Source organism: Streptomyces sp. NPDC026377 (assembly GCF_055567715.1).
The window spans coordinates 82,503-106,980 of record NZ_JBVHPV010000007.1; the positions used below are offsets into that span (position 1 = coordinate 82,503).

Annotated in this window: 23 protein-coding genes and 1 pseudogene; 11 read left to right on the forward strand and 13 right to left on the reverse strand. The window is 72.3% G+C overall.

What is annotated here, in order from left to right; translation table 11 throughout:
* Positions 1–22: 22 nt before the first annotated feature.
* Positions 23–553: an Lrp/AsnC family transcriptional regulator gene (locus ACZ4MU_RS16780; RefSeq protein ID WP_467876580.1), complete on the reverse strand. Its 531-nt coding sequence runs from the start codon at positions 551–553 to the stop codon at positions 23–25.
* A 59-nt stretch (positions 554–612) separates the two neighbouring features.
* Between ACZ4MU_RS16780 and ACZ4MU_RS16785 the strand changes: the two genes are divergently transcribed.
* Complete coding sequence (locus ACZ4MU_RS16785; RefSeq protein WP_467876583.1) at positions 613–1,863, forward strand: trans-sulfuration enzyme family protein; 1,251 nt, start codon at positions 613–615, stop codon at positions 1,861–1,863.
* Here the strand turns inward: ACZ4MU_RS16785 and ACZ4MU_RS16790 are convergent.
* Positions 1,754–3,202: a GNAT family N-acetyltransferase gene (locus ACZ4MU_RS16790; protein WP_467877203.1), complete on the reverse strand. Its 1,449-nt coding sequence runs from the start codon at positions 3,200–3,202 to the stop codon at positions 1,754–1,756. The genes ACZ4MU_RS16785 and ACZ4MU_RS16790 overlap by 110 nt on opposite strands.
* 171 nt (positions 3,203–3,373) lie before the next feature.
* Positions 3,374–4,957, reverse strand: a complete 1,584-nt coding sequence (locus ACZ4MU_RS16795; protein WP_467877205.1) for an alkaline phosphatase D family protein — start codon at positions 4,955–4,957, stop codon at positions 3,374–3,376.
* A 315-nt stretch (positions 4,958–5,272) separates the two neighbouring features.
* On the opposite strand from ACZ4MU_RS16795, the gene ACZ4MU_RS16800 reads away from it, so the two are divergent.
* On the forward strand, positions 5,273–5,686 hold the full coding sequence (locus tag ACZ4MU_RS16800; RefSeq protein WP_467876586.1) for a VOC family protein: 414 nt from the start codon (positions 5,273–5,275) through the stop codon (positions 5,684–5,686).
* A gap of 108 nt (positions 5,687–5,794) precedes the next feature.
* Here ACZ4MU_RS16800 and pdxR read toward each other — a convergent pair whose 3' ends face one another.
* Positions 5,795–7,273, reverse strand: coding sequence for a MocR-like pyridoxine biosynthesis transcription factor PdxR (pdxR, locus tag ACZ4MU_RS16805; RefSeq protein ID WP_467876589.1), 1,479 nt, complete (start codon positions 7,271–7,273; stop codon positions 5,795–5,797).
* A 47-nt stretch (positions 7,274–7,320) separates the two neighbouring features.
* Between pdxR and ACZ4MU_RS16810 the strand changes: the two are divergent.
* Positions 7,321–7,725 (forward strand): annotated as a pseudogene (locus tag ACZ4MU_RS16810) (EamA family transporter); the annotation flags it as partial.
* A 483-nt stretch (positions 7,726–8,208) separates the two neighbouring features.
* Here ACZ4MU_RS16810 and ACZ4MU_RS16815 read toward each other — a convergent pair.
* Complete coding sequence (locus tag ACZ4MU_RS16815; RefSeq protein WP_467876592.1) at positions 8,209–9,039, reverse strand: alpha/beta fold hydrolase; 831 nt, start codon at positions 9,037–9,039, stop codon at positions 8,209–8,211.
* 237 nt (positions 9,040–9,276) lie between these two features.
* Between ACZ4MU_RS16815 and ACZ4MU_RS16820 the strand changes: the two genes are divergently transcribed.
* Positions 9,277–10,251, forward strand: a complete 975-nt coding sequence (locus tag ACZ4MU_RS16820; protein ID WP_467876595.1) for an RNA polymerase sigma-70 factor — start codon at positions 9,277–9,279, stop codon at positions 10,249–10,251.
* A 255-nt stretch (positions 10,252–10,506) separates the two neighbouring features.
* Entirely contained in the window at positions 10,507–11,268 is a 762-nt protein-coding gene (locus ACZ4MU_RS16825) for a GntR family transcriptional regulator (RefSeq protein ID WP_467876597.1), read from the forward strand.
* A 255-nt stretch (positions 11,269–11,523) separates the two neighbouring features.
* Here ACZ4MU_RS16825 and ACZ4MU_RS16830 read toward each other — a convergent pair whose 3' ends face one another.
* From ACZ4MU_RS16830 to ACZ4MU_RS16840, 3 genes are all read right to left on the reverse strand, one after another.
* Positions 11,524–12,681, reverse strand: coding sequence for an ROK family transcriptional regulator (locus tag ACZ4MU_RS16830; protein ID WP_467876600.1), 1,158 nt, complete (start codon positions 12,679–12,681; stop codon positions 11,524–11,526).
* Between the two features lie 88 nt (positions 12,682–12,769).
* Positions 12,770–13,420 carry a response regulator transcription factor gene (locus tag ACZ4MU_RS16835; RefSeq protein ID WP_467876603.1) on the reverse strand — a complete coding sequence of 217 codons (651 nt, stop codon included), beginning with the start codon at positions 13,418–13,420 and terminating at the stop codon, positions 12,770–12,772.
* A 202-nt stretch (positions 13,421–13,622) separates the two neighbouring features.
* A complete protein-coding gene (locus ACZ4MU_RS16840; protein ID WP_467876606.1) occupies positions 13,623–14,795 on the reverse strand; it encodes a sensor histidine kinase in 1,173 nt (390 codons plus the stop codon).
* 107 nt (positions 14,796–14,902) lie between these two features.
* On the opposite strand from ACZ4MU_RS16840, the gene ACZ4MU_RS16845 reads away from it, so the two are divergent.
* The 4 genes from ACZ4MU_RS16845 (at position 14,903) to ACZ4MU_RS16860 (ending at position 17,610) form a co-directional block, all read left to right on the forward strand.
* Positions 14,903–15,844: an ABC transporter ATP-binding protein gene (locus ACZ4MU_RS16845; RefSeq protein ID WP_467876607.1), complete on the forward strand. Its 942-nt coding sequence runs from the start codon at positions 14,903–14,905 to the stop codon at positions 15,842–15,844.
* A 3-nt stretch (positions 15,845–15,847) separates the two neighbouring features.
* Complete coding sequence (locus ACZ4MU_RS16850) at positions 15,848–16,594, forward strand: ABC transporter permease (protein ID WP_467876610.1); 747 nt, start codon at positions 15,848–15,850, stop codon at positions 16,592–16,594.
* A 37-nt stretch (positions 16,595–16,631) separates the two neighbouring features.
* Positions 16,632–17,069 carry a hypothetical protein gene (locus ACZ4MU_RS16855; RefSeq protein WP_467876612.1) on the forward strand — a complete coding sequence of 146 codons (438 nt, stop codon included), beginning with the start codon at positions 16,632–16,634 and terminating at the stop codon, positions 17,067–17,069.
* A 139-nt stretch (positions 17,070–17,208) separates the two neighbouring features.
* Positions 17,209–17,610: a hypothetical protein gene (locus ACZ4MU_RS16860; RefSeq protein WP_467876615.1), complete on the forward strand. Its 402-nt coding sequence runs from the start codon at positions 17,209–17,211 to the stop codon at positions 17,608–17,610.
* Between the two features lie 117 nt (positions 17,611–17,727).
* Here ACZ4MU_RS16860 and mug read toward each other — a convergent pair whose 3' ends face one another.
* From mug to ACZ4MU_RS16875, 3 genes are read right to left on the reverse strand one after another with little or no spacing between them, the layout of a single operon-like run.
* A complete protein-coding gene (mug, locus tag ACZ4MU_RS16865) occupies positions 17,728–18,285 on the reverse strand; it encodes a G/U mismatch-specific DNA glycosylase (RefSeq protein ID WP_467876618.1) in 558 nt (185 codons plus the stop codon).
* A gap of 40 nt (positions 18,286–18,325) precedes the next feature.
* The gene (gene purB / locus ACZ4MU_RS16870) at positions 18,326–19,768 is read right to left on the reverse strand and encodes an adenylosuccinate lyase (RefSeq protein ID WP_467876621.1); all 1,443 of its coding nucleotides are present in this window, start codon (positions 19,766–19,768) and stop codon (positions 18,326–18,328) included.
* Between the two features lie 59 nt (positions 19,769–19,827).
* Positions 19,828–20,655 carry an SGNH/GDSL hydrolase family protein gene (locus ACZ4MU_RS16875; protein WP_467876623.1) on the reverse strand — a complete coding sequence of 276 codons (828 nt, stop codon included), beginning with the start codon at positions 20,653–20,655 and terminating at the stop codon, positions 19,828–19,830.
* A 65-nt stretch (positions 20,656–20,720) separates the two neighbouring features.
* Here ACZ4MU_RS16875 and ACZ4MU_RS16880 point away from each other — a divergent pair, with 65 nt between their 5' ends.
* The gene (locus ACZ4MU_RS16880; protein ID WP_467876626.1) at positions 20,721–20,843 is read left to right on the forward strand and encodes a hypothetical protein; all 123 of its coding nucleotides are present in this window, start codon (positions 20,721–20,723) and stop codon (positions 20,841–20,843) included.
* Positions 20,844–21,204: 361 nt separating this feature from the next.
* A complete protein-coding gene (locus ACZ4MU_RS16885) occupies positions 21,205–21,495 on the forward strand; it encodes a holin (protein ID WP_467876627.1) in 291 nt (96 codons plus the stop codon).
* Positions 21,496–21,679: 184 nt separating this feature from the next.
* Here the strand turns inward: ACZ4MU_RS16885 and ACZ4MU_RS16890 are convergent, their stop codons facing one another.
* Positions 21,680–22,699 carry a hemolysin family protein gene (locus ACZ4MU_RS16890; protein WP_467876630.1) on the reverse strand — a complete coding sequence of 340 codons (1,020 nt, stop codon included), beginning with the start codon at positions 22,697–22,699 and terminating at the stop codon, positions 21,680–21,682.
* The gene (locus ACZ4MU_RS16895; protein WP_467876632.1) at positions 22,696–24,300 is read right to left on the reverse strand and encodes a hemolysin family protein; all 1,605 of its coding nucleotides are present in this window, start codon (positions 24,298–24,300) and stop codon (positions 22,696–22,698) included. The genes ACZ4MU_RS16890 and ACZ4MU_RS16895 overlap by 4 nt, the downstream gene beginning before the upstream one ends.
* Positions 24,301–24,478 lie beyond the last annotated feature (178 nt).

Below are 24,478 nucleotides of genomic sequence, written 5' to 3' on the forward strand. Positions count from 1 at the left end.
CCGCGTCACCCACAGGCGACCTTCAGCCACCCGGGACGGAAGAGGAGAGCGGGGACGGAGCGGAAGGCGGCACCGGTGTCGGCGAGGGAGGCAGCAGAGGTCCGCACTCCCACTGCTGGAAGATCAACCGCGTCTCCACCCGGGCGACTTCGCGCCGCGAGGTGAACTCGTCGATGACCAGCCGCTGGAGGTCGGCCGTGCCGGTCACGGCCACGTGGACCAGGTAGTCGTCCGGGCCGGTGAGGTGGAACAGCGCGCGGGACTCCGGCAGCGCCCGGATGCGTTCGACGAACGGACCGATCAGTTCGCGCCGATGTGGTCGCACCTGCACGGAGAGGAGAGCCTCCAGGCTCCGGCCCATTCTCGCCGGGTCGAGCCGGAGCTGGTGTCCGAGGATGACTCCGGAGCGGCGCAGTCTGGTGACCCGGTCCAGGCAGGTGGAGGGCGCGACGCCCACCTGCGCCGCGAGATCGCGGTAGGTGGTCCGGGCGTCGTGCTGCAGAAGGCGCAGAATGTCCAGATCCACCGGGTCCAGTACGACAGAATCGGCCATTGGCCGAACGTAGCACGGACCTGGGCGCTCTCTTCCGGTCATGGCTCCACAGTGCCGCCATGGACACCGACACGCAGGACCGCGCCCAGGCCGCACCCCGTGCCCTGGCCACCGAAGCCGTCCACGCCGGCCGCGACGACCTCGCGGGACTCGGACTGCACGCCCCGCCGATCGATCTGTCGACGACCTACCCCTCGTACGACAGCGCGGCAGAGGCCGCCCGGATCGACGCCTTCGCCGCCACCGGGCTGCTGCCCGAGGGACCGCCGGTGTACGCCCGTCTGGACAACCCCACCGTAGGCCGTTTCGAGACAGCCCTCGCCCGGCTGGAAGGCGCCGAGGGCGCCGTGGCCTTCGCCAGCGGCATGGCCGCCCTCTCCGCGGTGCTGCTCGCCCGGGCCTCGGCGGGCCTGCGGCACGTGGTCGCCGTCCGGCCGCTGTACGGATGCAGCGACCATCTGCTGGACGCCGGGCTGCTCGGTACGGAGGTGACCTGGGTGGACCCGGCGGGCATCGCCGACGCCCTGCGGCCCGACACCGGTCTGGTGATCGTGGAGACCCCGGCCAACCCGACGCTCGCCGAGGTCGACATCCGGGCCGTCGCCCATGCCTGCGGCTCGGTGCCGCTGCTCGTCGACAACACCTTCGCCACCCCCGTGCTCCAGCGCCCCCTGGAGCAGGGCGCGCGGATCGTGCTGCACAGCGCCACCAAGTACCTGGGCGGGCACGGTGACGTCATGGGCGGCGTGGTCGCGTGCGACGACGCCTTCGCGCGGCAGCTGCGCCAGGTGCGGTTCGCCACCGGCGGCGTCCTGCACCCGCTCGCGGGCTATCTGCTGCTGCGGGGCCTCGCGACGCTTCCGGTACGGATGCGGGCCGCCGCGGGGAGCGCCGCGGAGCTCGTGCGCAGACTGGCCGAGGACCCCCGGGTGGCCCGGGTCCACTATCCGGCGGTGGGCGGGGCGATGGTCTCCTTCGAGGTGCACGGCGATCCGCACGCCGTGATCGCGGGCGTCCGGCTCATCACTCCGGCCGTGAGCCTCGGCAGTGTCGACACCCTCATCCAGCACCCGGCCTCCATCAGCCACCGGATCGTGGCCGAGGGAGACCGGCGGTCCGCCGGGGTGAGCGACCGGCTGCTGCGGCTGTCGGTCGGGCTGGAGGACGTGGAGGACCTGTGGAGCGATCTGAACCGCGCGCTCAGCGCTCCGCCTGCTCGAACGACGGCCGCTCGAACAGCGGACGTCCCGACGCCGGCGGAGCGGCCGGCTCACGCCCCGTCGTGCGAGCCTTCGGCAGCCGTGCGGTGACCACCAGGGTGCCCTCCTCGATCTGGTAGTCGAGCGGCAGACCGAGCCCGCGCATCGCCGCCACCATCCCGGTGTTGGAGGACTGCGTCACCGCGTACACGCTCTCGCAGCCCGCCTCGGCCGCCAGGGCCACCAGGCGCTCCAGGAGCTCGGAGCCGATGCCACGGCGCTGCCAGTCGTCCTCGACGAGCAGCGCCACCTCGGTCTCGTCGCCGTCCCACAGCAGATGGCCGAGGGCGACGAGCCGCCCGGAGGCCGACTCGGCGGCGAGGGTGCGCCCGTAACGGGGGCTGAGCAGGTGGTTCAGATAGCGGTCGGCGTCTCCGACGGGGCCGTGGTAGCGCAGGCCGAGCGTGCGGGCGGAGCAGCGTTCGTGCATGGCCCTGGCGGCCGCGACATCGTCCTGGCCGGCCCGGCGGACGGTGATCTCGTTGCCCTCGGGCAGGGTGAGGACGTCCTGGCTGCGGGGGATGCGCGGGCCGAGCCGCGCGTCCAGCTCCACCAGGGCGCGCGCCCGCGCGAACTCGGTCGGGGTGAAGGGGAGGTAGGGCCGCTCGACGGTGATGACCCCGCCGTTCGGGTCGCGCAGCCGCATGGTGGTCGATTCGAGGACCCCCTCGACGGGCGCCGTCTCCCCGGTCGGGCGGCCGGACAGGGACACGGCGGGCAGGGAGTGGATGGTGCACCGGCCCAGCAGCTGGCGCAGCGCGAGCGGCAGTTCGGCCGCGTCGAGCGCGGTGCGGGTGGCCAGGCCGAGCACCCGGGTGGGCGCGTCCACCAGGTCGTGCGCGTCCGCGCGCTCCAGCCAGATGTCACCACCGCCCGCCCCGGCGATCTCCCGGGTGAGGCGGGCGGCCGAGAGGTCGGCAGGGGCGCGCAGCAGGAGTTCGTCGACCGTGCCCTCGGCCAGTGGATGCGTCTGGAGGGTGAGGATGTCGACGCCGCTGCGGGCGAGCGCGGTGCACAGCGCCGCCAGGCTCCCCGGCTCGTCGCGCACGGTGGCCCGCACCCGCCACAACGAGGTCTCCCGCGCGGCGCCGTTCCCGGCGGGACCGTCGGAGGGCGCGGCGTCGGAGGAACCGGGCGCCGCGCCCGTATCGACGGGCGCGGCCGCCGGGGGCGCGTGGCTGTGGCGCCGGGCCCACCAGGTGTGGAACGCCGCCGTGGCGACCAGCGCGACCGCCGAGGCGATCAGCAGGAACGGTCCGTCCGGCCCGTGGGCGACCGTGTTGGCCACGGCGTCGGCCACCGCCACGGCCGTGAACAGCGCGGCCAGCTCGATCAGGTCCCGGCGCCAGTGGTGGCGGCGGGTGTTCCTGCGGGCAGTCAACTCGGGCATCTCAGTCATGCTTTCACTGTGACCGAGCGGTGTTGCGTGATCGCGAACGCTTTGTGACTGATGGGTTAAGTGTGGTTCTGGTGCCTTTCTGGCCGTTTCTTACGACTTGTGGCGCGGATTGACCGTCTCGCTGCCACACTCCGTACGCCGCCGTTGGGGGGCCGTACGCGGCTACTGGCCGACCAGCCCGGGCTTCAGCACCTTCGTGAAGAGTACCGAACCGCCCTGGGCGCGCAGACGCACCGTCAGTTCGCCGCTGCCTCCGTCGATCTCGATCTCACCGAAGTTCGGCGGCAGCTCCATGGGCGAGGCGTTGGCCCTGGCGGGGGCGTGGACGAAGACCTGCTCGGGGCCGAAGCTCGCGTCGAGCGCGTTCGCCGGGAACCCGCCCGCCGCGAGCGGCCCCGAGACGAACTCCCAGAACGGGGCGAAGTCCTTGAACGCGGCCCGCGACGGATCGTAGTGCTGGGCCGCCGTGTAGTGGACATCGGCAGTGAGCCACAGCGTGCCGGTGATCCGGCGGTGCTTGACGAACCGCAACAGCTCCGCGATCTGGAGCTCGCGCCCGAGTGGTGCGCCCGGGTCGCCCTGCGCCACGGCCTCGAAGTTCACGGAGCCGTCGGGGACGACCAGGCCGAGCGGCATGTCGGCGGCGATGACCTTCCACACCGCCCGGGAGCGGGCGAGCTCCCGCTTCAGCCACTCCAGCTGCTCCGCGCCGAGGATGCCCACGGTGTCGTCGGCCCGGCGGCCGGGGGAGTTGGCGTCGCGGTAGGTGCGCATGTCGAGCACGAACACGTCCAGCAGCGGTCCATGGCGCACGACCCGGTACACGCGCCCCTCCCGGCTGCCCGGCCGCAGCGTCGAGAGGGGGAAGTACTCGCCGAAGGCCCGCCGCGAGCGGGCCGCCAGCACGTCGACGTTCTTCTCGGTGTAGCGGGCGTCGTCGAGGATCTGCCCGGGGAACCAGTTGTTCCGGACCTCGTGATCGTCCCACTGGACGAGCGAGGGCACCCGCGCGTTGAACCGCCGTACGTTCTCGTCGAGCAGGTTGTAGCGGAAGTTGCCCCGGTACTCGGCCAGCGTCTCGGCGACCTTGGACTTCTCCTCCGTGGTGATGTTCCGCCAGACGCGGCCGTCGGGCAGCGTCACGCTGGGCCGGATCACCCCGTCCGCGTAGATGTTGTCGCCGCTGGACAGGAAGAAGTCCGGATCGAGCCGCAGCATCTCGTCGTAGACGCGGAAACCGCCGATGTCCGGGTTGATGCCCCAGCCCTGCCCCGCGATGTCGCCGGACCACAGGAAGCGCACGTCCCGGTGGCGCGAGGCGGGCGCGGTGCGGAACGTGCCGTACACCGGCCTGCCCGTACGGCGGGGGTCGTCGGGGTCGGCGAGGGTGACGCGGTAGTGGATCTGCTCACCGGCGGGCAGCCCGCGCAACTGCGTCGTACCGGTGAAGTCGGTGCCCGGTCCCAGCAGCGGGCCCGGCCAGGTGCGCGCGCGGCGGAACGACGCGGTGGCGGAGGTCTCCACGACCATCCGGGCGGGCCGGTCGGACCGGACCCACACGAGCCCCGACGACGCGGTGATGTCACCGGCCTGCACGCCCCAGTCGGCGCTCGGCCGCCCGGAGAGGGCCAGCGCGGGCGCGGCCGTGGCGAGCCCGGCGGGCAGGGCGAGCCCCGCCGAGGCGGCGAGCGAACCCTTCAGCAGGGTACGGCGGTCGGGCGAGGGGATCCGAGGGCGGTACGGCATCGAGGCGCCTCCTGGGACGGGGTGGTCGGTCAGGTGGATCAGGGCGGTGGTCCGGTGCGTGCGGATCCGTGCCATGCCTACTGCCCGGCTGCGGCGCGCGCGCGAACCCCGGGTGAACAGCGGGCTTCCACCTTCGCGGCACGAGTACTCGCTCCCTCGGAGTCCTACGTGGCGTCACGCGGCCGAAGACGCTCGCCCTAGGGCGAGCGGCCGGGGACCAAGGGACGATCGCGCCGATGATCTTCGAGGCGTACGGTCGGTACGAGCCGCCGTCACGGCCGCGTCACCAGCACCAGCAAAGCCCAGGAGGCTCCCATGCCCGTCGGAGGCCGTTCACACATCCGTATCGCCCGTCCCTCACGCGACCTCGCGGCGGCGGAGCGCTTCTGGGTCGGGGGCTTGGGACTGGACGTCGTCTGGCGGCACGACGCGGAGGGCGCGGGCCCCGGCGAGCACGCGCTGCTGATGGTCGGCTGGCCCGACGCCGACTGGCATCTGGAACTCGTCCAGACGTCGCCCGGAACCGCAGAGCCCCGGCCGACCGAGGAGGACCTGCTGGTCGTCTACGTGGACGGGGAGGTCCCGCAGGAGCTGGTGGCCCGCCTGGAGGCCCACGGCGGCAGGCGGGCGAGCTCGCCCAACCCGTACTGGAACGACTGGGGCGTGACCATCGAGGACCCGGACGGATACCGCCTGGTGCTGTGCACACGGGGCTGGTCCAACTCCTAGGGGGCCCCTTCCCGGGCGGGTCTTCCGGACCGTGCCCGGGGCCCCGGGGACGGACACCACGCCCCCTCGTGCGGCGGGACCGGAGCCGACGGGACCCGCTGGCGCGCCTCACGCCCTGCCGGTCTCCAGCGCCCCGGCCAGGAGCCGCACCCCGCGCGCGATGTCGGACGGCGTCAGATGGGCGTACCCGAGCACCAGGGAGACGCCGTCGCCCGTCCCGGCCCCGGGCGAGCGGTAGTACGAGAGCGGGCGCACGGCCACGCGCGCGTGGGCGGCACGTTCGAGCAGGCGGGGCTCCGGCCCGTACCGGGCGGGCAGTCGGGCGATGATGTGCAGCCCGGCCGCGATGCCGCTCACCTCCGTGCCCGGAACGTGCTCGCTCAGCGCCCCGACCAGAGCGTCCCGGCGCTCGCGGTAGGCGCGTTGGCACCGGCGCAGCTGACGGTCGTACGCGCCGCTGGTGACGAAGTCCGCGAGCAGCGCCTGGTCCAGCGCCGGATTGCCGAGGTCCATGGTGCGTTTGAGGGCGACGGCCGTGCCGGTCAGCCGCTCCGGCGCCAGCAGCCAGCCGAGCCGCAGACCGGGGGCGAGTGACTTGCTCACCGACCCGGTGTACGCCACATGTTCGGGGTCGAGCCCCTGGAGGGCTCCGACCGGCGCACGGTCGTAGCGGAAGTCACCGTCGTAGTCGTCCTCGACGACGAGCCCGTCCACCGTCCGCGCCCAGTCCAGGAGTTCGGCTCTCCGGCGCGCGGAGTAGGCGATTCCGGACGGGAACTGGTGGGCCGGGGTCGTCACCGCGACCCGCAGCCCGCTCGCGTACAGCGGACCCAGTGCCAGGCCCTCCGCGTCCAGCGCCAGCCGCCGGGTCCGTACGCCCGTGGCCGCGAACAGCGCGGTGTGCTCGGGACTGCCCGGGTCCTCGACGCCCACGGTCCGCTCGCCGGGGGTGGAGCGCTCTCCGAGGGCGAAGCCGAGGAGCGTCATCGCCTGGGCGACCCCCGAGCACACCACGATCCGCTCCGGGTCGGCGACCACTCCGCGCCGCCGGGCCAGCAGCGCGGCGAGCGCCGTGCGCAGCTCCGGCAGCCCGCGCGGATCGGGGTAGCCGAGCGAGCGGTGCGGCAGCCGCTCCAGGACGCCCTTGTGCGCGGCGGCCCAGGCGGCGCGCGGGAACAGTGACAGATCCGGGGTGCCGGGCAGGAAGTCGACGCGGGCGCCCTGGTCGCGCGGAGCCCGATCACGCGCGCGTGGCGCGTCGGCGGCGCGCGCCGCGGCGCCCACCCAGGTGCCCGAGCCCCGGTCGCTGCGCAGATAGCCCTCGGCGGTGAGCTGTTCGTACGCCTCGGTGACGAGGCCGCGCGAGACCCCGAGGTCGGCGGCGAGCTCACGGCTCGACGGCAGCCGTGTCCCGGCGGTGAGCCGGCCCGACCGGACGGCCTCCCGGAACGCCGACTGGAGCAGCCTGCCGCGCTGGCGGGCCGGTGCGGCGGCGGCCGGAAGCAGCAGTTCCCAGGCCGCGTTCCACGACGGCCGCGCCTCACCGCCCTGCGGCGAGGGGGGCGAAGTGGTCCCCGATGACGTCATGGAAGTGGACCTTAAACAAGACCACCGCGCTGCCTAGCGTCGGGCCCATGAACGTCTCACAGCTACGGGGCGCGGCGCTCGCCGCCGTCGCCTGCGTCCTGGTCGGCGGATCCTTCACCGCCAACAGCGTCCTCGGCGACTATCCCCACGCGGCCGGCCAGGCCCTGCGGTACACCCTGGCCTGTCTGCTCCTGCTCCCGTTGCTCGGCCGGGGCGGCACCGCACCGCTGCGCGGCCTCGGCGCGGCACAGTGGGGCCGGCTCGCGCTGCTCTCCGCCGTCGGCATGGTGGGCTTCAACATGGCGGTGCTGGCCGCCGAGCGCACGGCCGAGCCCGCCGTCCCCGGAGTGTTCGTCGGATGCGCGCCGGTCGTGGTGGCGGTGCTCGTGCCGCTGCTCGACGGACGCCGCCCCACCCGGCCCGTGCTCTACGGAGCGCTCCTGGTGGCCGCCGGGGCGTTCACGGTGCAGGGCTGGGGCCGGACGGACGCGGTGGGCATCGCCTGGTCGGCGGGCGCGCTGGTGGGCGAGGTGGGGTTCGCGGTGCTCGCGGTGCCGGTGCTGCGCCCGCTCGGACCGAAGCTGCTCTCGGCGGCGGTCTGCGGCATCGCGGCCGGCGAGTCCGCCGCGCTCGCCCTCGTACTGGACGGGCGTGCGGCACTGCGGCTGCCCGACGCCACCGAGACGGCGGCCCTGGTGTGGCAGGCCGCCGTGGTCACCGTGATCGGCTTCGTCTGCTGGTACATGGGGGTGCAGCGGATCGGCGCCGAACGCGCGACGCTCTTCTCCGGCCTCATCCCGGTGTCGGCCGCGCTCACCGCCCCGCTGGTCGGCGCCGGAGCGTACGGCGCGGCGCAGGCGCTGGGAAGCGCGCTGGTCGGCGCGGGGGTCGCCCTGGGCGCCGGGGTGCTGGGCAGGCGCCCCCGGCGCGGCGGCTCAGCGGCTGGTGTCCAGGATGACGCGCGCGACCAGGGCGGGGTCGTCGTTCATCGGGACGTGGCCGCAGCCGGGCAGCCGCACCAGCCGGGCGCCGGGAAGGGTGCGCTTGGCGCGGACGCCCTGCCGGCGCGGCAGCAGCCGGTCCTTGGTGCCCCAGGCGACGGTGACCGGGACTCCTGCCACGTCGTCGGTGAACCGTACGTCGATCCCGGCCCTCAGCGTCTCGTCGAAGCCACCGGCTTCGCGCAGCGCGAGCGTCTCGGCGACGACGGCCTCGGGTGAACGGCGCCCGGGGCGCGCGTAGATGGTGCTGGTGAGCGCCGCGCGCCCGGGCGCGCTCCGGGACAACCGCTCGATGACCGGCAGCGGCAGCATCTTCGCCCCGCGCCGCATCGCGCCCAGCGTCACGAAGGCGTACCGGCGCTCGGCCGGGGACCAGAACCCGGCGGGGGAGAGGGCCGTCACCGACCGTACGCGTTTCTCGCGCCCCAACTCCAGGGCCAGCAGCCCGCCCAGGGAGTTGCCCGCCACATGCGGCCGCTCGATGCCGAGCGCCTCGCAGAACGCGCCCAGGACCGGCACGACCGTCGTCAGGTCGTACGACAGGCCCTCGGGCAGCGCCGGAGACCGGCCGAAACCCGGCAGGTCCACGGCTATGACATCGCGTTCGACGGCCAGCAGGTCGAACACCGGGTCCCAGGCCTGGCGGTGGTGGCCGATGCCGTGGAGCAGGAGCAGGGGGTCGCCGGTTCCGGCCCTCCGGTAGGAGACGGTGACGGTGCGGCCGCCCCGGGGGGAGCCGGTCGTGAACGAGACCTCTTCGGACATGGTGCTGCTCCCTGTCATCTGCTGCTCCCGGTCGTGGGCGGGCGGCCTCGCGCGGGCGGGCGGTCCCGCGCGGAGGATGGTGGACGCGAACGGCGGTAGACACCGTGTCAGCAACAATTACCCCTCGGTAGGTTGGAGTTCAAGAGGCCGGTCCAGCACAGCGCGCGCGGGCCCAAGAATCGAACAGCGCGGGTTCTCCTTCTGGACAGCCGGTTGCCGGTCGGCTGGGATGGAGCGGTGACTGCCCCCACCGCCGCCGATCTCTTCGAAGGCCACAGGTCCGTCCTGACGGGCGTGGCCTACCGCATGCTGGGCCGTGTCACCGATGCCGAGGACGTGGTGCAGGAGGCGTGGCTGCGCTGGTCGGCGCGGGACAGGGAAAGCGTGCGCGACCCGCGCGCGTTCCTCGTACGGATCACCACCCGGCTCTCCCTCGACCGGCTCAGACAGATCCAGGCGCGGCGCGAGGCGTACGTGGGACCCTGGCTGCCGGAGCTGATCGTGACCGATTTCGGGCCCGCAGTCCCCGACACCGTCGAACAGGCCATGCTGGCCGACTCCGTCTCGCTCGCCGTACTGGTGGTCCTCGAATCACTCTCGCCGCTGGAGCGGGCGGTCTTCGTCCTCCGCGAGGCGTTCGGTTTCCCCTTCGCGGAGATCGCGGCCACCCTGGACCGCTCCGAGCCCGCGGTGCGCCAGCTCGCGGGGCGCGCCCGGCGCCATGTCGACGAGCGCAAGCCGCGCTACGACGTCGACCCCGCCCACCGCCGCGATCTCACCGAGCGGTTCATGGCCGCGGCGGGCGGCGGCGACCTGGACTCCATGCTCGCCCTGCTCGCCCCCGACGTCCGTTTCGTCGGCGACAGCGGCGGCAAGTCCAAGGCCCCGACCAGGATCATCGAGTCTGCCGACAAGGTGGGGCGCTTCCTCTACGCGGTGTCGCGCGAAGGCGGACCGAACGGCGAATTCCGTATCACGGAGATCAACGGCGGTCCGGCGGTACTGGTCCTCTATGACGGAAGGCCGGACAGCGTGCTCCAGCTCGACGTCCTCGACGGCCGCATCCACTGCATCTATGTCGTACGCAACCCGGACAAACTGGCCGCGCTCATCCATGAGAAGGGGTGCGAGGGGCCCGCGCGGCGCGAGGGGTGCGAAGGATGCGAGAGGTGCGAGGGGCGCGAACAGTACGTGGACCAGTCGCCCCGCTAGCCGTCCGTCCCGCCCGCCCCACACGCACCGCCCCCTGCCCGGATCCGGGCAGGGGGTCTTTGTCGCGCCCCGCACACGGGACCGCGAACGTCATGTGAACGCTCTGCGCCAGGACTCGGATTCGTTCCGTAACGGAACGAGGATTGGTCTTGACCAAGGGGGTGGGCCGTCCTATGGTCGCAGAGTTAGTGCAGGAACCTTTAATAAACAAGGGCGCAGAAAAGCCGCCGGGGCACGGCGATTGCGGAGGACAGGGTGGGGACCACGCAGCTGGAAACGGTGCCGGAGCCGAAGTACTGGCACCTCAAGACCGTGCTGAGCGAGGCGCTCGACTCGGACTTCGCGGTGGGAGAGATCCTGCCCAACGAGCGTGAACTGGCCGCCCGCTTCGGCGTCGCGCGTGCCACGCTCCGCCAGGCTCTGGAGCAGCTCGAACTCGAAGGCAGGCTGCAGCGCCGCCGGGGCGTCGGCACCACCGTCGCCCCGCCGCGCGTCGGCGTCTCCGTAGGGGCCGAACAGCACGACTGGCCCGGCGCGGCCGGTGACGCCTGGCAGGCCGTCGACTGCGCCGTGGGCGCCCCGCCGCTTTCGGTGGCCCGGCTCTTCGACGCCGACGCGCTCGACGAGGTGCACACCGTCCGCCGCACCCGCACCACGCACGGCCAGCCCGTCGCCGCCGAGCTCCTCTACGTACCGGCGTCCTCCGTGCCGGACCTCACCTCGATAGACGCGCCCTCCGGACCGGCCCGCGCGCGCAGCGTGCTGCGGGAGCTCCAGCGCCTCGACCTGGAAGGCCAGGACCGCGCGGTCGAGCTCGGCTCGGCCCGCGCGGACGACGCCAAGGAACTCGACCGGCTGCCGGGCGCACCCGTCCTCGTCGTGACCACGCGCTACTTCTCCCTCGGCCGGACCGTCGCCGTATCGGTGGCGACCTATCGCGCCGACACCTGCCGCCTCACCTTCGGTGACGCGGGTGACGTGCAGATCAGCCACGACGGCCACCGCCAGGCCTCCTGACACCCGGCTCACTGTCTCTCCGCTACGGCCCGTCGCTGGGAAAAGCGGCGGGCCGTCCGCGTTGCGGCTGCGGCCGGGGGTGCGCGGCCGGGGGCGCGCGGCCGGGGGGGAAGGAGAGCGGCGGCGGTCCGGGGGAGGGAAGGCCCGGACCTCATTGATTTTGCTCCGGACGCTTCGGAGGCTCCAGACGCTCCGGATGCTCCCGGCAGGGCAGGAGGACGCCCTCCAACCCACCCGGCCCACCCACACGCCCCCTCAGCGGCGAGCGGTCACCGTGCCCTCGACCGCGAACAGCTGCTCCTCGACGTGGTCCAGCGCCAGCCGCAGCGCACCGGTGGCGACCGCCGCCTCCCCAAGGAGGGAGAGGGCCACGCGCGGCGGCCGCAGGCAGTACCGCGCCAGCTCCTGACGCAGGGGATCGAGCACCCCGTCGATTCCGGCGGCCCAGCCGCCCACGACCACCAGCTCCGGGTCGAGGGCGAGCACCAGGGCCGCCACGTCGTGCACCAGCCGCTGGATGAACCGCTCCACCGCCTCCTGCGCACCGCTGTCCCCCCGCTTGGCCAGCGCGAACACATCGGCGACCGCCTGCTCGTCCAGCGGGTGCAACGGTTCCTCGGTCGTCGACAGCAGCCTCTCCGGCGTCACGTCGCGGCCCAGCAGATGCAGCGCGCCGATCTCGCCGGCCGCGCCGCCGAACCCCCGGTGCAGCCGCCCGCCTATCAGCGATCCGGCCCCGGGGCTCAGCCCCGCCAGGACGAAGACGATGTCGTCGGAGTCGGTCGCCGCACCCTTCCAGTGCTCGGCCACGGCCGCCGCGTTGGCGTCGTTCTCGACCAGCACCGGGCAGCGGAACGACCGCCGCAGCCGCTCGCCCAGAGCCAGGCCGGTCCATTCGGGGAGCGCCGTCCCGAGCCGCACGGTGCCGTCGGCCTCCACTATGCCGGGGCTGCCGACACCGACCGCGCGGAGCGAGCTGCGCGCCACTCCGGCCCGCCGCAGCAGATCGGCGACCGTCGCCCTGACCCGCTCCAGCCGTTCATCGGCGGAGGCCGTCTCGGACACCTCGCGGGAACCGGCGCCCACGATCCGCCCGTCGAGCCCGGACAGCAGCGCCGCCACCCGGTGCGGGCCGATCTCGATGCCCAGCAGATGGCCCGCCTCGGCCCGGAACCGGAACCGGCGCGCGGGACGCCCCTGACGGCGCGCCTCGCCCTCCTCGGGAGCCGACTCGACGACGAGCCCGCCCTCCATGAGCCCCTCGACCACGCCCTCGACCGTCGGCCTCGAAAGGCCGGTGATCCGGGTCAGATCGGTCAGAGTGGGGGATTCCGCCCCACGCAGTGCATGGAGAACCACCGCGGAATTGATCCGCCGCAGCAGAGAGGGATCCCCGCCGGTCAGCCGCCCCAACGTGTGTCCTCCCAGCTCGTACGCGTGTCTGCCGGATCGTACTCGCTGGTCAGGTATCCGGCGAGTGGCGGATGGTCACGGAGGCGCATCAGCTCGGAGCCACGAAACCCGACTCGTACGCCGCGATGACCGCCTGGGTCCGGTCCCGGGCGCCCAACTTGGCCAGGACGGCGCTGACATGTGTCTTCACCGTCTCGGTACCGACGATGAGCCGGGCGGCGATCTCCGCGTTGTTGAGCCCGCGCGCCATCAGCCGCAGAACAGCCGCCTCACGCTCGGTGAGCGCCGCCTTGTCCAGCGCCTTCTTCGCCTTTTTGTTGCCGTATTCGGCCGCGAGCGCACGGACCGCGGCGGGGAACAACAGCGATTCGCCCTCCGCGACGAGCCGCACCGCGTGCACGATCTCAGCGGGCCGCGCCCGCTTCAGCAGGAACCCGTCGGCGCCCGCCCGCAGCGCCTCGTACACGTACTCGTCGTTCTCGAACGTCGTGACCACCAGGATCTTCGGCGGGTCCTGCACGGTACGCAGCACCGCCCTGGTGGCCTCTATGCCGTCGAGCAACGGCATCCGCACATCCATGGCCACCACATCGGGGCGCAGGCGGCGCACCATCGGGATGACGGCGGCGCCATCAGCGGCCTCGCCCACCACCTCGATGTCGGGCTGAGCCTCGAGAACGGCCCGCAGACCCGCTCGGACCAGGGGTTCGTCGTCGACGAGAAGAACGGTAACCGGCATCCGGCCAGCCTAAGGCGTGTCCTTCGACTCGCGCCCGGGTGGCGGGGGCCGACTCATGCCAGCGGTGTTGACGTCGGTTGATGACGCTCCGGGTCGTTGTCCTCCTTCACCTTGCAACCGCACGCACCGGCCGCCACCCGGGCTCCACGCCTGTGCGGGGCAGGACCGAAACCGGCAAGCTCCGAAAGGCATGGGCGTCCCATCAGCGCAGACCGTCCAGCGGCAAACGCACGCGCACCCTCCACTCTCCCTCCTGCGGACCCGAATGGGCTTCGCCACCCAGCAGCGCCGCCCTTTCCCGTATGCCGCGCAGCCCGCTCCCGCCCTGCCCTCTGGGCACCGAACCCGGCAGTGGATTCGTCACATCGAGCTCCAATCGTTCACCCGACACCGCCATTCGCACCCGCACCGGCACCGGCCCGGAGTGGCGCAGCACATTGGTCAGCGCCTCCTGAAGGATCCGGTACCCCTCCCGGGAGACAGGGCCCGGCACCGAGCTCAGCGGGCCGCTCAGCTCGGATTCCACCTTCGCCCCCGACGCCCGCGCCGATTCGAGCAGCCGGTCGGCCTCGTCGAGCGTCGGCCGCTGCCCCACCGAACCCCCGCTGTCCCGCAGGACCAGCAGGACGCGCTCCAGATCGTCCAACGCGGCCCGGCCCGTCTCCTCGATCGCCGCCAGCGCCCTGGCCGTGAACGCCGGGTCTCCCGCCGTCCGGGCAGCACCGGCCTGCACCACGGCGACGGTCAGGGCGTGCCCGATCGAGTCATGGATCTCGCGCGCGATCCGGTTCCGTTCGAGCAACTGCTCGGTCCTCGCCTCCAGCGCGGTCAGCCGCTCCTCCTTCGACGGACCGAGCAGTTGCCGGGCGATGATGGCGTTCAGCTCTCCGAGGGCGGCGACACAACCGAGCATGAGGAAGAGGGGCAGCGGAGCGAGCAGCCACCACCACCAGTGCGGGGCCATCTCGTGCAGGAAGGGGGCATCGCTTGTTCCGCCGCCCGCGGGTGCGGTCACCAACTCGTACGTGATGATGGGGAGCCACACCGAGACGACCATGGTCACGAGCGCGAGCGCCAGACGGATCTCCAGCCACACGACGGTCCGCCAGCGCTCCGCCCAACTGGCCGACGACACCGCGGAGACGCTCGCGTCGTGCCGACCCCGCTCCGCCGGCACGACGAGCAGCTGGACCTGTATCCCCTCGGCCAGGCGCACGGCCGGTATCAGCCCTATCAACAGCAGGGCCAGAAACGGCACGTAGGGCTTTTCCATGTCGATGAACAGCCAAATGCCGTACACGGCGACGGGCATCGACAGATGCAGCCATCGCGTGTACGTCACGGAGCGGCCCAGCGGGCGGAGGAAACGGAACATGTCGCCATCGTGCCAGCGCCCCGATCGCCGCGGCTCCCCCGCACGGGGGAGATGATCCCCACGCACGGGGGAGGCCCGGAGCCCGGCCCGGCGGCGAACGTTGAGACATGACCAGCATCGACGTCCAAGAGCTCACCAAGGAGTACGGAACCACCCGCGCCGTGGACCGCCTGACCTTCAGCGTGCGGCCCGGCAGGGTCACCGGCTTCCTCGGCCCCAATGGCGCCGGCAAGTCCACGACCATGCGCCTCGTGCTCGGCCTGGACCGGCCGACCTCGGGCACCGCCACGGTCGGCGGCCGTATATACGCGGAGTACGACGAGCCGCTGCGCCGTGTCGGCGCGCTCCTCGACGCCCAGGCCGCACACGGCTCGCGCACCGCGCGGAACCATCTGCGTGCCCTCGCCGCCACCAACCGCATACCGCGCCGCCGCGTCGAGGAGGTGCTGGAAGAGGCGGGAATAGCCAGTGTCGCGGACCGGCGCGTCAAGACCTTCTCCCTCGGTATGCGCCAGCGACTCGGAATCGCCGCGGCTCTGCTCGGCGACCCCTCGGTGCTGATCCTCGACGAACCGTCCAACGGCCTCGACCCGGAAGGAATCATCTGGATACGGGAGCTGATGCGCGGGCTCGCCCGGCAGGGCCGGGCCGTCCTGGTCTCCAGTCATCTGATGAACGAGACCGCCTCGTTCGCCGACCATCTCGTCGTCCTGGGCCGGGGGCGGCTGCTGGTCGACACCCCCATGCAGGATTTCATCGACTCCCGTATCCAGCCACGGGTGCGTCTGCGGACCACCGAAGGCGGCCGCCTGCGCACCGTCCTCACCTCCCGGGGCTTCGCACCCGTCCAAGGCGAGGACGGCCGCTGGATCGTCGAGGGCGCACGCGTCGAGGACGTGGGCCCGATCGCCGCGGCGGAGGGTATCGCGATCCTCGAACTGGCCACGGAGGAGGCCACACTGGAGCAGGCCTACCTCGACCTGACAGCCGGAGAGGCGGAGTTCGCGTCCGCCATGTCCGGAAACCCCCATCGCGACCAGGAGGTATGAGCCGTGTCGTTCCCCGCAGTTCTCCACGCCGAGTGGATCAAGGTCCGCTCGCTGCGCTCCCTCGTCGGGTCGTTGATATCCGTGCTCCTGGCCACAGCCGGACTGACCGTCCTGGTCTGCGCCACGCTGGGGCGCCCTGAGCCTGACAGCACCGACTTCGATCCCGTCCTGTTCTCGTACTACGGCCTGAACTTCGGGCAGATGGCGGCGCTCACCTTCGGGGCGACAGCGACGGCCGCGGAGTACAAGAACGGAGGAATACGGATCTCGCTCGGCTCCGTGCCCGACCGAGGGCTGTTCTACAGGGCGAAGCTGGCCGTGATCGGTGGTCTGGTCTTCGTCGTGGGCCTCGTCACCAGCCTTACGTCGTTCCTGTCCGGCCAGGCGCTCATGGACAAGGGGTTCGGTATAGGCATCGGTGATCCCGGGGCGCTGCGCGCGGTGATCGGCTGCGCTCTGTATTTGGCCCTGCTCAGTCTGCTGGCCGCCGGGCTCGCGGCCCTGCTGCGCAGTGTCACCGGGGCCATGAGTGTGCTCGTGCCGCTGTTCCTGATCGTGCCCTTCGTAGTCGGGGACGTGTCGCAGGGCGCAGGCGCCCAGGACTTCCTGCCGGACCGGGCGGGTCGGCAGATCCTGCTGCTCCACCCCGAAGGGCCGTTGGGAGCCTGGAGCGGTATGGCGGTCCTGATCGCGTGGAGCGCTCTGACCGTGGCGGCGGGCTGGTGGGCGCTGCGGAGGCGGGACGCTTGACGGGCCAATTGTCAGTGGCGGCGGGTTTACTGACTGCATGACCACCGCAGGGCATCTCGAAGTCATCGACCTGCTGCGCGTCCGCGACTTCCCCGCGGAGCGCGGCAGGTCGGGAGCGATCACCAGCGGTCCCGGCTACCACTTGGTGGAGCTCAGTACCAGCGAGGACTTCTGGGACGACGACGGCAGCAGACGCGTCGAAGTGCAGGAGCAGTACGAGGCGGAGTGCGAGGCACTGGCCGGGCTGCTGAGCCGACGGTGGGGTGCGGCGCAGATGTTCAGCCTCTGGACCGTGCTGACACGGAGCATGGAAGGAGAGGAGATGGCCGCGCCGTGGGGTGAGTTGAGCAACAGCGTCCCGTATCTCCATATCTGGCAGACGGACGGCCGTTGGATCGCCGTCGGAGTCGCGCAGTGGGACGCGGAACTGGAGTTCCAGTTGATGGCGGTCGTGACGGAGGTCGATCCTCCGTAGGGGACGAGGCGCGCCCTGTCGTACGGGGAGGGGCTGGCGACCGGGTGAGGGACCGGCGACCGGGTGAGGGAGCGGCGGTCCGGCGTGGCGTAACGTCCTGATACGTCGCCGTCTCCTGTCGGCGGGTGAGGAGATGGTGATGGCGTACGCAGTGGCGGACCTGGGCGGCGGTACGACGGAAGTGTCCGTTGTGGCGGACGGCGTGGTGCAGATGACCGGCTTCGCGGGAGGCGGTGAGGCGTCGGTCGCCGAGTTCACCCCCGCGCAGGCCCGGGAGCTGGCGGCGGCGCTGGTGCGGGCGGCGGACGAGGCGGAGAACCTGGCGCCCAGCGAGCCCGTTTCGGTCAAGGCGCAGGACCTGCGGCGCGGTGACGTACGGGACGGCGACCGGTCGATGACCGTCGACCGGGTCAAGGTGGACGGGGCGACCTCGACGGCGCACGTGACCTGGAAGTCGGACGCGGGCCGCACCTGGACGCAGAGCTATGCGATGGACACGGACATCCGTCTGCGGAGGCGGGGCCCGGGTGCGGCGGGATGAGGAGAGGGGCCCCGCTGGGCAGGGGTCTGGGCGGGCTGAGTAGCTGAGCAAGGGTGGGGCCGGGGTTTGGGGGCGCACGCCCTGAGCCCGGGCAAGGGGCCCCTGCTGACCCCTTGGTTATCCGTCCGCCGGGTCCGGCTCCGCTTGCGCCGCCATGCGCAGGCGGGCGAACTCCTCGGCCATCGTCTCGGCCGTCCAATGGGCGTTCAGGCCGCTGGGGTTGGGGAGGACCCAGACACGGGTCTCGCCGATGGTGCGGGTCTGGGGGCCTATGCGGGCCTTGCGGTCGTCGAAGGCGGTGCGGTAGGCGGTGACGCCTACCACGGCGAGGTAGCGCGGGCGGAGCCGTTCGACCTTGGCGGTCAGGAGGCGGCCGCCCTCGCGGTACTCCTCGGCGCTCAGCTCGTCGGCTCGGGCGCTGGCCCGGGCGACGACGTTGGTGATGCCGAGGCCGTAGGTGAGCAGCTCGTTCTGCTCGGAGGGCTTCAGCCGGCGCGGGGTGAAGCCCGAGAGATGCAGGACCGGCCAGAAGCGGTTGCCCGGGCGGGCGAAGTGGTGGCCGGTGGCGGCGGACATCAGACCGGGGTTGATGCCGCAGAAGAGCACGGACAGCCCGCTCGCGACCACGTCGGGGATGACGTTGTCGCGAGCGGCCTGGAGTTCCTCGGGAGTCATCGGGTGGTCCCGTCGGTGACGTCAGTGGCCCGGGCCCGGGTCAGAGGATCGACCCGGGGGTGTACGCGGCGGCGGCCGGGTGCTGCTTGATGATCTCCTCGATACGGGAGACCAGAGCGGCGACCTGGTCACCGGCGGCGCCGGTGAAGGACAGCTTGTCGGCCATCAGGGCGTCGAGCTGGGCGCGGTCGAGCGGCATCCGGTCGTCGGCGGCCAGCTTGTCGAGGAGTTCGTTGCGCTCGGCACCCTGCTCGCGCATGGCGAGCGCGGAGGCGACGGCGTGCTCCTTGATGACCTCGTGCGCGGCCTCGCGGCCGACCCCGGCGCGTACCGCCGCCATCAGCACCTTGGTGGTGGCGAGGAAGGGAAGGTAGCGGTCCAGCTCGCGGGCCACGACGGCGGGGAAGGCGCCGAACTCGTCGAGCACGGTGAGGAAGGTCTCCAGCAGACCGTCGAAGGCGAAGAACGCGTCGGGCAGCGCGACACGGCGGACGACCGAACAGGAGACGTCGCCCTCGTTCCACTGGTCGCCCGCGAGTTCGCCGGTCATCGAGGCGTAGCCGCGCAGGATGACCATCAGGCCGTTGACGCGCTCGCAGGAGCGGGTGTTCATCTTGTGCGGCATCGCGGACGAGCCGACCTGGCCCGGCTTGAAGCCCTCGGTGACCAGCTCGTGTCCGGCCATCAGACGGATCGTCTTGGCGACCGAGGAGGGCGCGGCGGCGAGCTGCACCAGGGCGGTGACGACGTCGTAGTCGAGGGAGCGGGGGTAGACCTGGCCGACGGAGGTGAAGGCGTGGGCGAAGCCGAGGTGACCGGCGATGCGCTGTTCGAGCTCGGCGAGCTTGGATGCGTCACCGCCGAGCAGGTCAAGCATGTCCTGGGCGGTGCCGACGGGGCCCTTGATGCCGCGCAGCGGATAGCGGGCCAGCAGCTCCTCCAGGCGGCCGTAGGCGACGAGGAGCTCGTCGGCGGCGGTGGCGAAGCGCTTGCCCAGGGTGGTGGCCTGCGCGGCGACGTTGTGCGAGCGGCCCGCCATGACGAGCTCCGCGTACTCGCCGGAGAGCTTGCCGAGCCGGGCGAGGACGGCCACGGTCCGGTCGCGCATCAGTTCCAGAGAGAGCCGGATCTGGAGCTGCTCGACGTTCTCGGTCAGGTCGCGGGAGGTCATGCCCTTGTGGACCTGCTCGTGCCCGGCGAGGGCGTTGAACTCCTCGATCCGCGCCTTCACATCGTGGCGGGTGACCTTCTCGCGCTCGGCGATCGAGGCGAGATCGACCTGGTCGAGTACGCGCTCGTAGTCGGCGAGGGCGGCGTCCGGCACCTCGATCCCGAGGTCCTTCTGCGCGCGCAGCACGGCGAGCCAGAGCTGACGCTCCAGCTTCACCTTCTGCTCGGGGGACCAGAGGACGGCCAGCTCCGTGGAGGCGTAGCGGCCGGCCAGGACATTGGGGATGCGAGGCTTCGCAGACACAGCAGTCACGTGTCCAGAGTCTACTGGCGATTTCTGCAGGCCAGCGCCCCGGTCAGGTTTGTGGCTTGCTACGAGAGCGCGGTCACGTCGCCGGACGCCGTGCCCGGTCCGTCCACCACGGGCTCGGTGAGGTCGTACGGAAGGAGCTCCGGGCGCTTCGCCAGGCGGCCGTCGCCCGAGGACCTGCCGGTGAGACGGCGGCCTATCCACGGGGCGAGGTGCTGGCGGGCGAACCGCGCGTCGGCCACGCGGCGCGTCGCCCAGCGGGGACGCGGCTCGTTCGGCAGCGGGGCGAGCCAGTCCTCCTCGGCGGGAAGCCCGAGCTTCTGCCAGACCGCCTCGGCCACCCGGCGATGGCCCTCGGCGGTGAGATGGAGACGGTCGACGTCCCACAGGCGCGGATCGCCGAGCACGGCCGCGCCGTACAGGTCGACGACGAGGGCGTCGTGCTTGGCGGCGAGGTCCTCGATGTGCGAGAAGAGCTCTTCCATACGGGGGCGGAAGCGTTCCATGACCGGGCCGTTGCGGCCGGGGCTGCGCATGAGGACGAGTTGGCCGCAGGACGGCGCCAGCGTCTCGACGGCCTCGGTGAGCAGCCCGCGCACCCGGCCCATGTCGCACTTGGGGCGCAGCGTGTCGTTGAGACCGCCCACCAGGGTCACCACGTCCGCCCGCATCGCGGCGGCGGGCGCGACCTGCTCGTCGACGATCTGGCCGATGAGCTTTCCGCGTACGGCGAGGTTGGCGTAGCGGAAGCCGGGCGTACGGGCGGCGAGCCGGGCCGCGAGCAGGTCCGCCCAGCCGCGGTAGGAGCCGTCGGGGAGGAGGTCGGACATGCCCTCGGTGAACGAGTCACCGAGCGCGACAAAGCTGGTGTAGCTGGCATTCATCTCCATGGCGGAGCGATCGTACCGCGCGGTAGTGTCGCGCGGTCCGGGTGGAGAGGACGAGGGGGAAGCGGATGAGTGAGGTGCTGGAACAGGCGCGGGCGGGGGCATTGGCCGAGGCACTGGCGGGGGTCGTCGCGGTGGGTACCTGCGACGCAGGTGTGACCGACACCTTGTCGGCCCTGGCAGCGTTCTGACCGTCGCCGTTAGGGCCCGGCGGCCTTCACCAGGGTCCGTTGCTGATCGCGGGCGGTAACCGTCGCCGTCGCCCGTCGAGCCGGGCGGCTCCTTGTCGGTGCGCGTCGGCCGGATGGCGCTTCCCGGGGTGGAGTGATGCCGCCTTCCCGCTCCTGGGCGCGAACTCGGCCGGTCCGGATCGCGTGGGCCCTGTCGGTGCCGGGCGTTCCGCGGTATGCCGGGAACACCACCTGCCCCGGACGCCCCGGCCCTCGGGCCGGCCCCCCCAATTCGGCTTCTGTTCGGGCCACTTGACCACGCAGACTAAGTAGTAGATCAGCACGCAGTCCACATCACCACGCACGAGAGAGCGAGCGTTCCATGTTCACCAAAGCCTTCTGGAAGGCGACTGCCGAGCGGGCCATCCGTACGTTCGCGCAGTCGCTCGCGGCGGTCCTGACGGCCGGGGCGACCAACCTCTTCGACGTGGACTGGAAGGCGGCGCTCGCCACCGCGGGCCTCGCCACGCTCGCCGCCGTGCTGATGGCCATCGGCTCGTCGGGCCTCGGGCGGCCGGGCCCGGGCCTCACCGAGACCACGGAACCGGACGCCCCCGCCAAGTCGGTGGCCACCGCGCCGGGCACCGAAGCCGCCCCCAAGCCCGCGGTGTAGTGCCCCAGCCCGGTCGGTGACCGGCTTCCGGAGGCATGGAGGGACGGAGGGACGGAGGGACGGAAGCGGGCGGCCGGGCCCGGGCCTCACCGAGACCACGGAACCGGACGCCCCCGCCAAGCCGGTGGCCACCGCGCCGGGCACCGAAGCCGCCCCCAAGCCCGCGGTGTAGGGAATCCGCCGCCTACGCCGTGCCCGGCCTGCCGACCAGCTCGCGCAGGACGTCCTCCATCGCTACCAGGCCCGCAAGCCGTCCGTCCTCGTCGAGCACTGCCGCGAGGTGGGTGCGGCTGCGGCGCATGGCGGTCAGTGCGTCGTCGAGCGGTGTCGAGGTCCGGACCCGGGCGATCGGCCACAGCGCCGTCACCGGGAACGGTACGTCGCGCGGCATGGCGTCGAGCGCGTCCTTGACGTGAAGGTAGCCCAGGATGCGGTCGTCCGTGTCCACGACGGGGAAGCGGGAGAAGCCCGACAGCGCGGCGAGCCGCTCCAGCTCTTCCGGAGTCGTGCCGACCGGGGTGTGCACCACCTTCTCCAGGGGCACCACCACGTCCTGGACCGGGCGCCGGCCCAGCTCAAGGGCGTCGTGCAGCCGCTCGGCGGCCCGGTCGTCGAGCAGTCCGGCGTCGCCCGCGTCCCGGACCATCCGGGCCAGCTCGTCGTCGGAGAAGGTCGCCGCGACCTCGTCCTTGGTCTCCACCCGCAGCAGCTTCAGGAGCGTGTTGGCGAAGGCGTTGATGGCGAAGATCACCGGCCGCAGCGCGCGGGCGAGCGTCACCAGCGGAGGGCCGAGCAGCAGCGCGGTCCTGACAGGCTCGGCCAGCGCGATGTTCTTGGGCACCATCTCACCGAGCAGCATGTGGAGATAGGTGGCCAGAGCCAGCGCGATGAGGAAGGAGACCGGACGCGCCGCGGCCTCGCCCACCCCGACCAGGTGGAACGCCGGCTCCAGCAGATGCTCGATGGCGGGCTCGGCGACCACACCGAGCACCAGGGTGCACAGGGTGATGCCCAACTGCGCCGCCGCCATCAGGGCCGAGACATGCTCCAGCCCCCAGATCACGCTGCGGGCACGGCGGTTGCCCTGCTCGGCGAACGGTTCGATCTGGCTGCGGCGCACCGAGATCAGCGCGAACTCGGCGCCGACGAAGAAAGCGTTGACGACCAGCGTCGCCAGACCGATCAGCAACTGGACGACGGTCATCGGCCGGGCCCTTCGTCGTCGGAATCCCGCAGGCCGTCGCGGACGGCGGTGTCCTCACGAACGGTGTCCTCACGAACGGCGGCGCCTTCGCCGCCGAGGGAAGCCTCCCGGGCCTCCTGGGCCTCCTGGGCCTCCCGGGCCTCACGGGCCTCTTGAGCCTCTCGGGCCTCGCGCCGGTCGCCCCGGCCCCGGCTCCGGCGTGTCGTACCCCCGTCTTCACGGTGCCCGGCGCCTCGGTGCTCCCGCCGACGGCGATGCCCGGACCCCTCGCCCTCCGTGTCCGTGTCCCCGTCGCCGGGCAGCGGCGCGTGCAGCAGGGCGCGGGCGGCGCGGCGGCCGGACGCGTCGACGACGTCGAGCCGCCAGCCGCCCAGCTCCAGGCTGTCGCCCAGGGCGGGAATGCGGCCGAGCCCGGTGGCGATCAGGCCGGCCAGCGTCTCGTACGGACCCTCCGGCACGCGCAGGCCGATGGCCTCCAGCTGGTCGGTGCGGGCGGCGCCGTCGGCCGAGTAGAGGATCCGTCCGTCGGCGTCCTCGCCTGCGCGGGCCAGGTCGGACGTCTCGTGCGGGTCGTGCTCGTCGCGTACCTCGCCGACGACCTCCTCGATGATGTCCTCCATGGTGACGACGCCGGCCGTACCGCCGTACTCGTCGATGACGACGGCCATGGTCCGCCGTCCGTACAGCTGGTCGAGGAGCCGGTCCACGGTCAGGGTGGCCGGTACGAGCAGCGGCTCGCGCAGCAGCTCGGTGACGGGATGGCGCAGCCGCTGCTCGGTGGGGATGGCGAGGACGTCCTTGATGTGGGCGATGCCGACGACGGTGTCGAGGCTGCCCCGGTAGACGGGGAAGCGGGACAGGCCGGTGGCACGCGTGGCGTTGGCGACGTCCTCGGCGGTGGCGTGCACCTCCAGCGCGGTGACCTGTACGCGGGGCGTCATCACGTTCTCCGCGTCGAGCTCGGCCAGGCTGAGCGTACGGACGAAGAGCTCGGCGGTGTCCGCTTCGAGGGCGCCCTGCTTGGCGGAGTGGCGGGCCAGCGCGACCAGCTCCTGCGGGGTGCGGGCGGAGGCGAGCTCCTCGGCGGGCTCCAGGCCCAGGCGGCGCACCATGCGGTTGGCGGTGTTGTTGAGGTGGCTGATGAAGGGGCGGAAGGCGGAGCTGAAGACGCGCTGCGGGGTGGCCACGACCTTGGCCACCGCCAGCGGCGAGGAGATCGCCCAGTTCTTGGGGACGAGTTCGCCGACGACCATCAGGAAGACCGTCGACAGGGCGGTGCCGATGACCAGCGCGACCGAGCGGGCCGTGGAGCCCGACAGGCCGAGCGAGCCGAGGGGGCCGCTGATCAGCTTGGCGATCGAGGGCTCGGCGAGCATGCCGATCACCAGATTGGTGACGGTGATGCCGAGCTGGGCGCCGGAGAGCTGGAAGGTGAGGCTGCGGACGGCCTTGAGGGCGCCGCTCGCGCCGCGCTCGCCGTCCTCGACGGCCCGCTCCAGCTCGCCACGCTCCACGGTGGTGAGGGAGAATTCGGCCGCCACGAAGGCCCCGCAGGCCAGCGACAGCAGCACGGCCACCACGAGCAGAAGCACTTCGGTCATCGGTTCACCTCCGTCCCATGATCGGGCAGGGGCGGGAGGATCGCGCGATGTCGTGTACCGGTGCGGGGACGGGTACTGGGAGGCTCGCCCATGGGCGGACGCTCACACCTTTCAGTCGTGGGTAGGTGCACCCATGGTAAAGCAGTGGCAAAGTGACGGTACGGGGCGGCTTCGGGGG

Coding starts and splice junctions, on each gene's coding strand:
- ACZ4MU_RS16845 (WP_467876607.1), top strand. CDS start 14,903: ATGACCAGCATCGACGTCCAAGAGCTCACCAAGGAGTACGGAACCACC.
- ACZ4MU_RS16785 (WP_467876583.1), top strand. CDS start 613: ATGGACACCGACACGCAGGACCGCGCCCAGGCCGCACCCCGTGCCCTG.
- ACZ4MU_RS16780 (WP_467876580.1), bottom strand. CDS start 553: ATGGCCGATTCTGTCGTACTGGACCCGGTGGATCTGGACATTCTGCGC.
- ACZ4MU_RS16815 (WP_467876592.1), bottom strand. CDS start 9,039: ATGTCCGAAGAGGTCTCGTTCACGACCGGCTCCCCCCGGGGCGGCCGC.
- ACZ4MU_RS16885 (WP_467876627.1), top strand. CDS start 21,205: ATGTTCACCAAAGCCTTCTGGAAGGCGACTGCCGAGCGGGCCATCCGT.
- ACZ4MU_RS16840 (WP_467876606.1), bottom strand. CDS start 14,795: ATGTTCCGTTTCCTCCGCCCGCTGGGCCGCTCCGTGACGTACACGCGA.
- ACZ4MU_RS16890 (WP_467876630.1), bottom strand. CDS start 22,699: ATGACCGTCGTCCAGTTGCTGATCGGTCTGGCGACGCTGGTCGTCAAC.
- ACZ4MU_RS16790 (WP_467877203.1), bottom strand. CDS start 3,202: ATGCCCGAGTTGACTGCCCGCAGGAACACCCGCCGCCACCACTGGCGC.
- ACZ4MU_RS16855 (WP_467876612.1), top strand. CDS start 16,632: ATGACCACCGCAGGGCATCTCGAAGTCATCGACCTGCTGCGCGTCCGC.
- ACZ4MU_RS16895 (WP_467876632.1), bottom strand. CDS start 24,300: ATGACCGAAGTGCTTCTGCTCGTGGTGGCCGTGCTGCTGTCGCTGGCC.
- ACZ4MU_RS16860 (WP_467876615.1), top strand. CDS start 17,209: ATGGCGTACGCAGTGGCGGACCTGGGCGGCGGTACGACGGAAGTGTCC.
- ACZ4MU_RS16800 (WP_467876586.1), top strand. CDS start 5,273: ATGCCCGTCGGAGGCCGTTCACACATCCGTATCGCCCGTCCCTCACGC.
- pdxR (WP_467876589.1), bottom strand. CDS start 7,273: ATGACGTCATCGGGGACCACTTCGCCCCCCTCGCCGCAGGGCGGTGAG.
- ACZ4MU_RS16795 (WP_467877205.1), bottom strand. CDS start 4,957: ATGCCGTACCGCCCTCGGATCCCCTCGCCCGACCGCCGTACCCTGCTG.
- mug (WP_467876618.1), bottom strand. CDS start 18,285: ATGACTCCCGAGGAACTCCAGGCCGCTCGCGACAACGTCATCCCCGAC.
- ACZ4MU_RS16880 (WP_467876626.1), top strand. CDS start 20,721: ATGAGTGAGGTGCTGGAACAGGCGCGGGCGGGGGCATTGGCCGAGGCA.
- ACZ4MU_RS16875 (WP_467876623.1), bottom strand. CDS start 20,655: ATGGAGATGAATGCCAGCTACACCAGCTTTGTCGCGCTCGGTGACTCG.
- ACZ4MU_RS16835 (WP_467876603.1), bottom strand. CDS start 13,420: ATGCCGGTTACCGTTCTTCTCGTCGACGACGAACCCCTGGTCCGAGCG.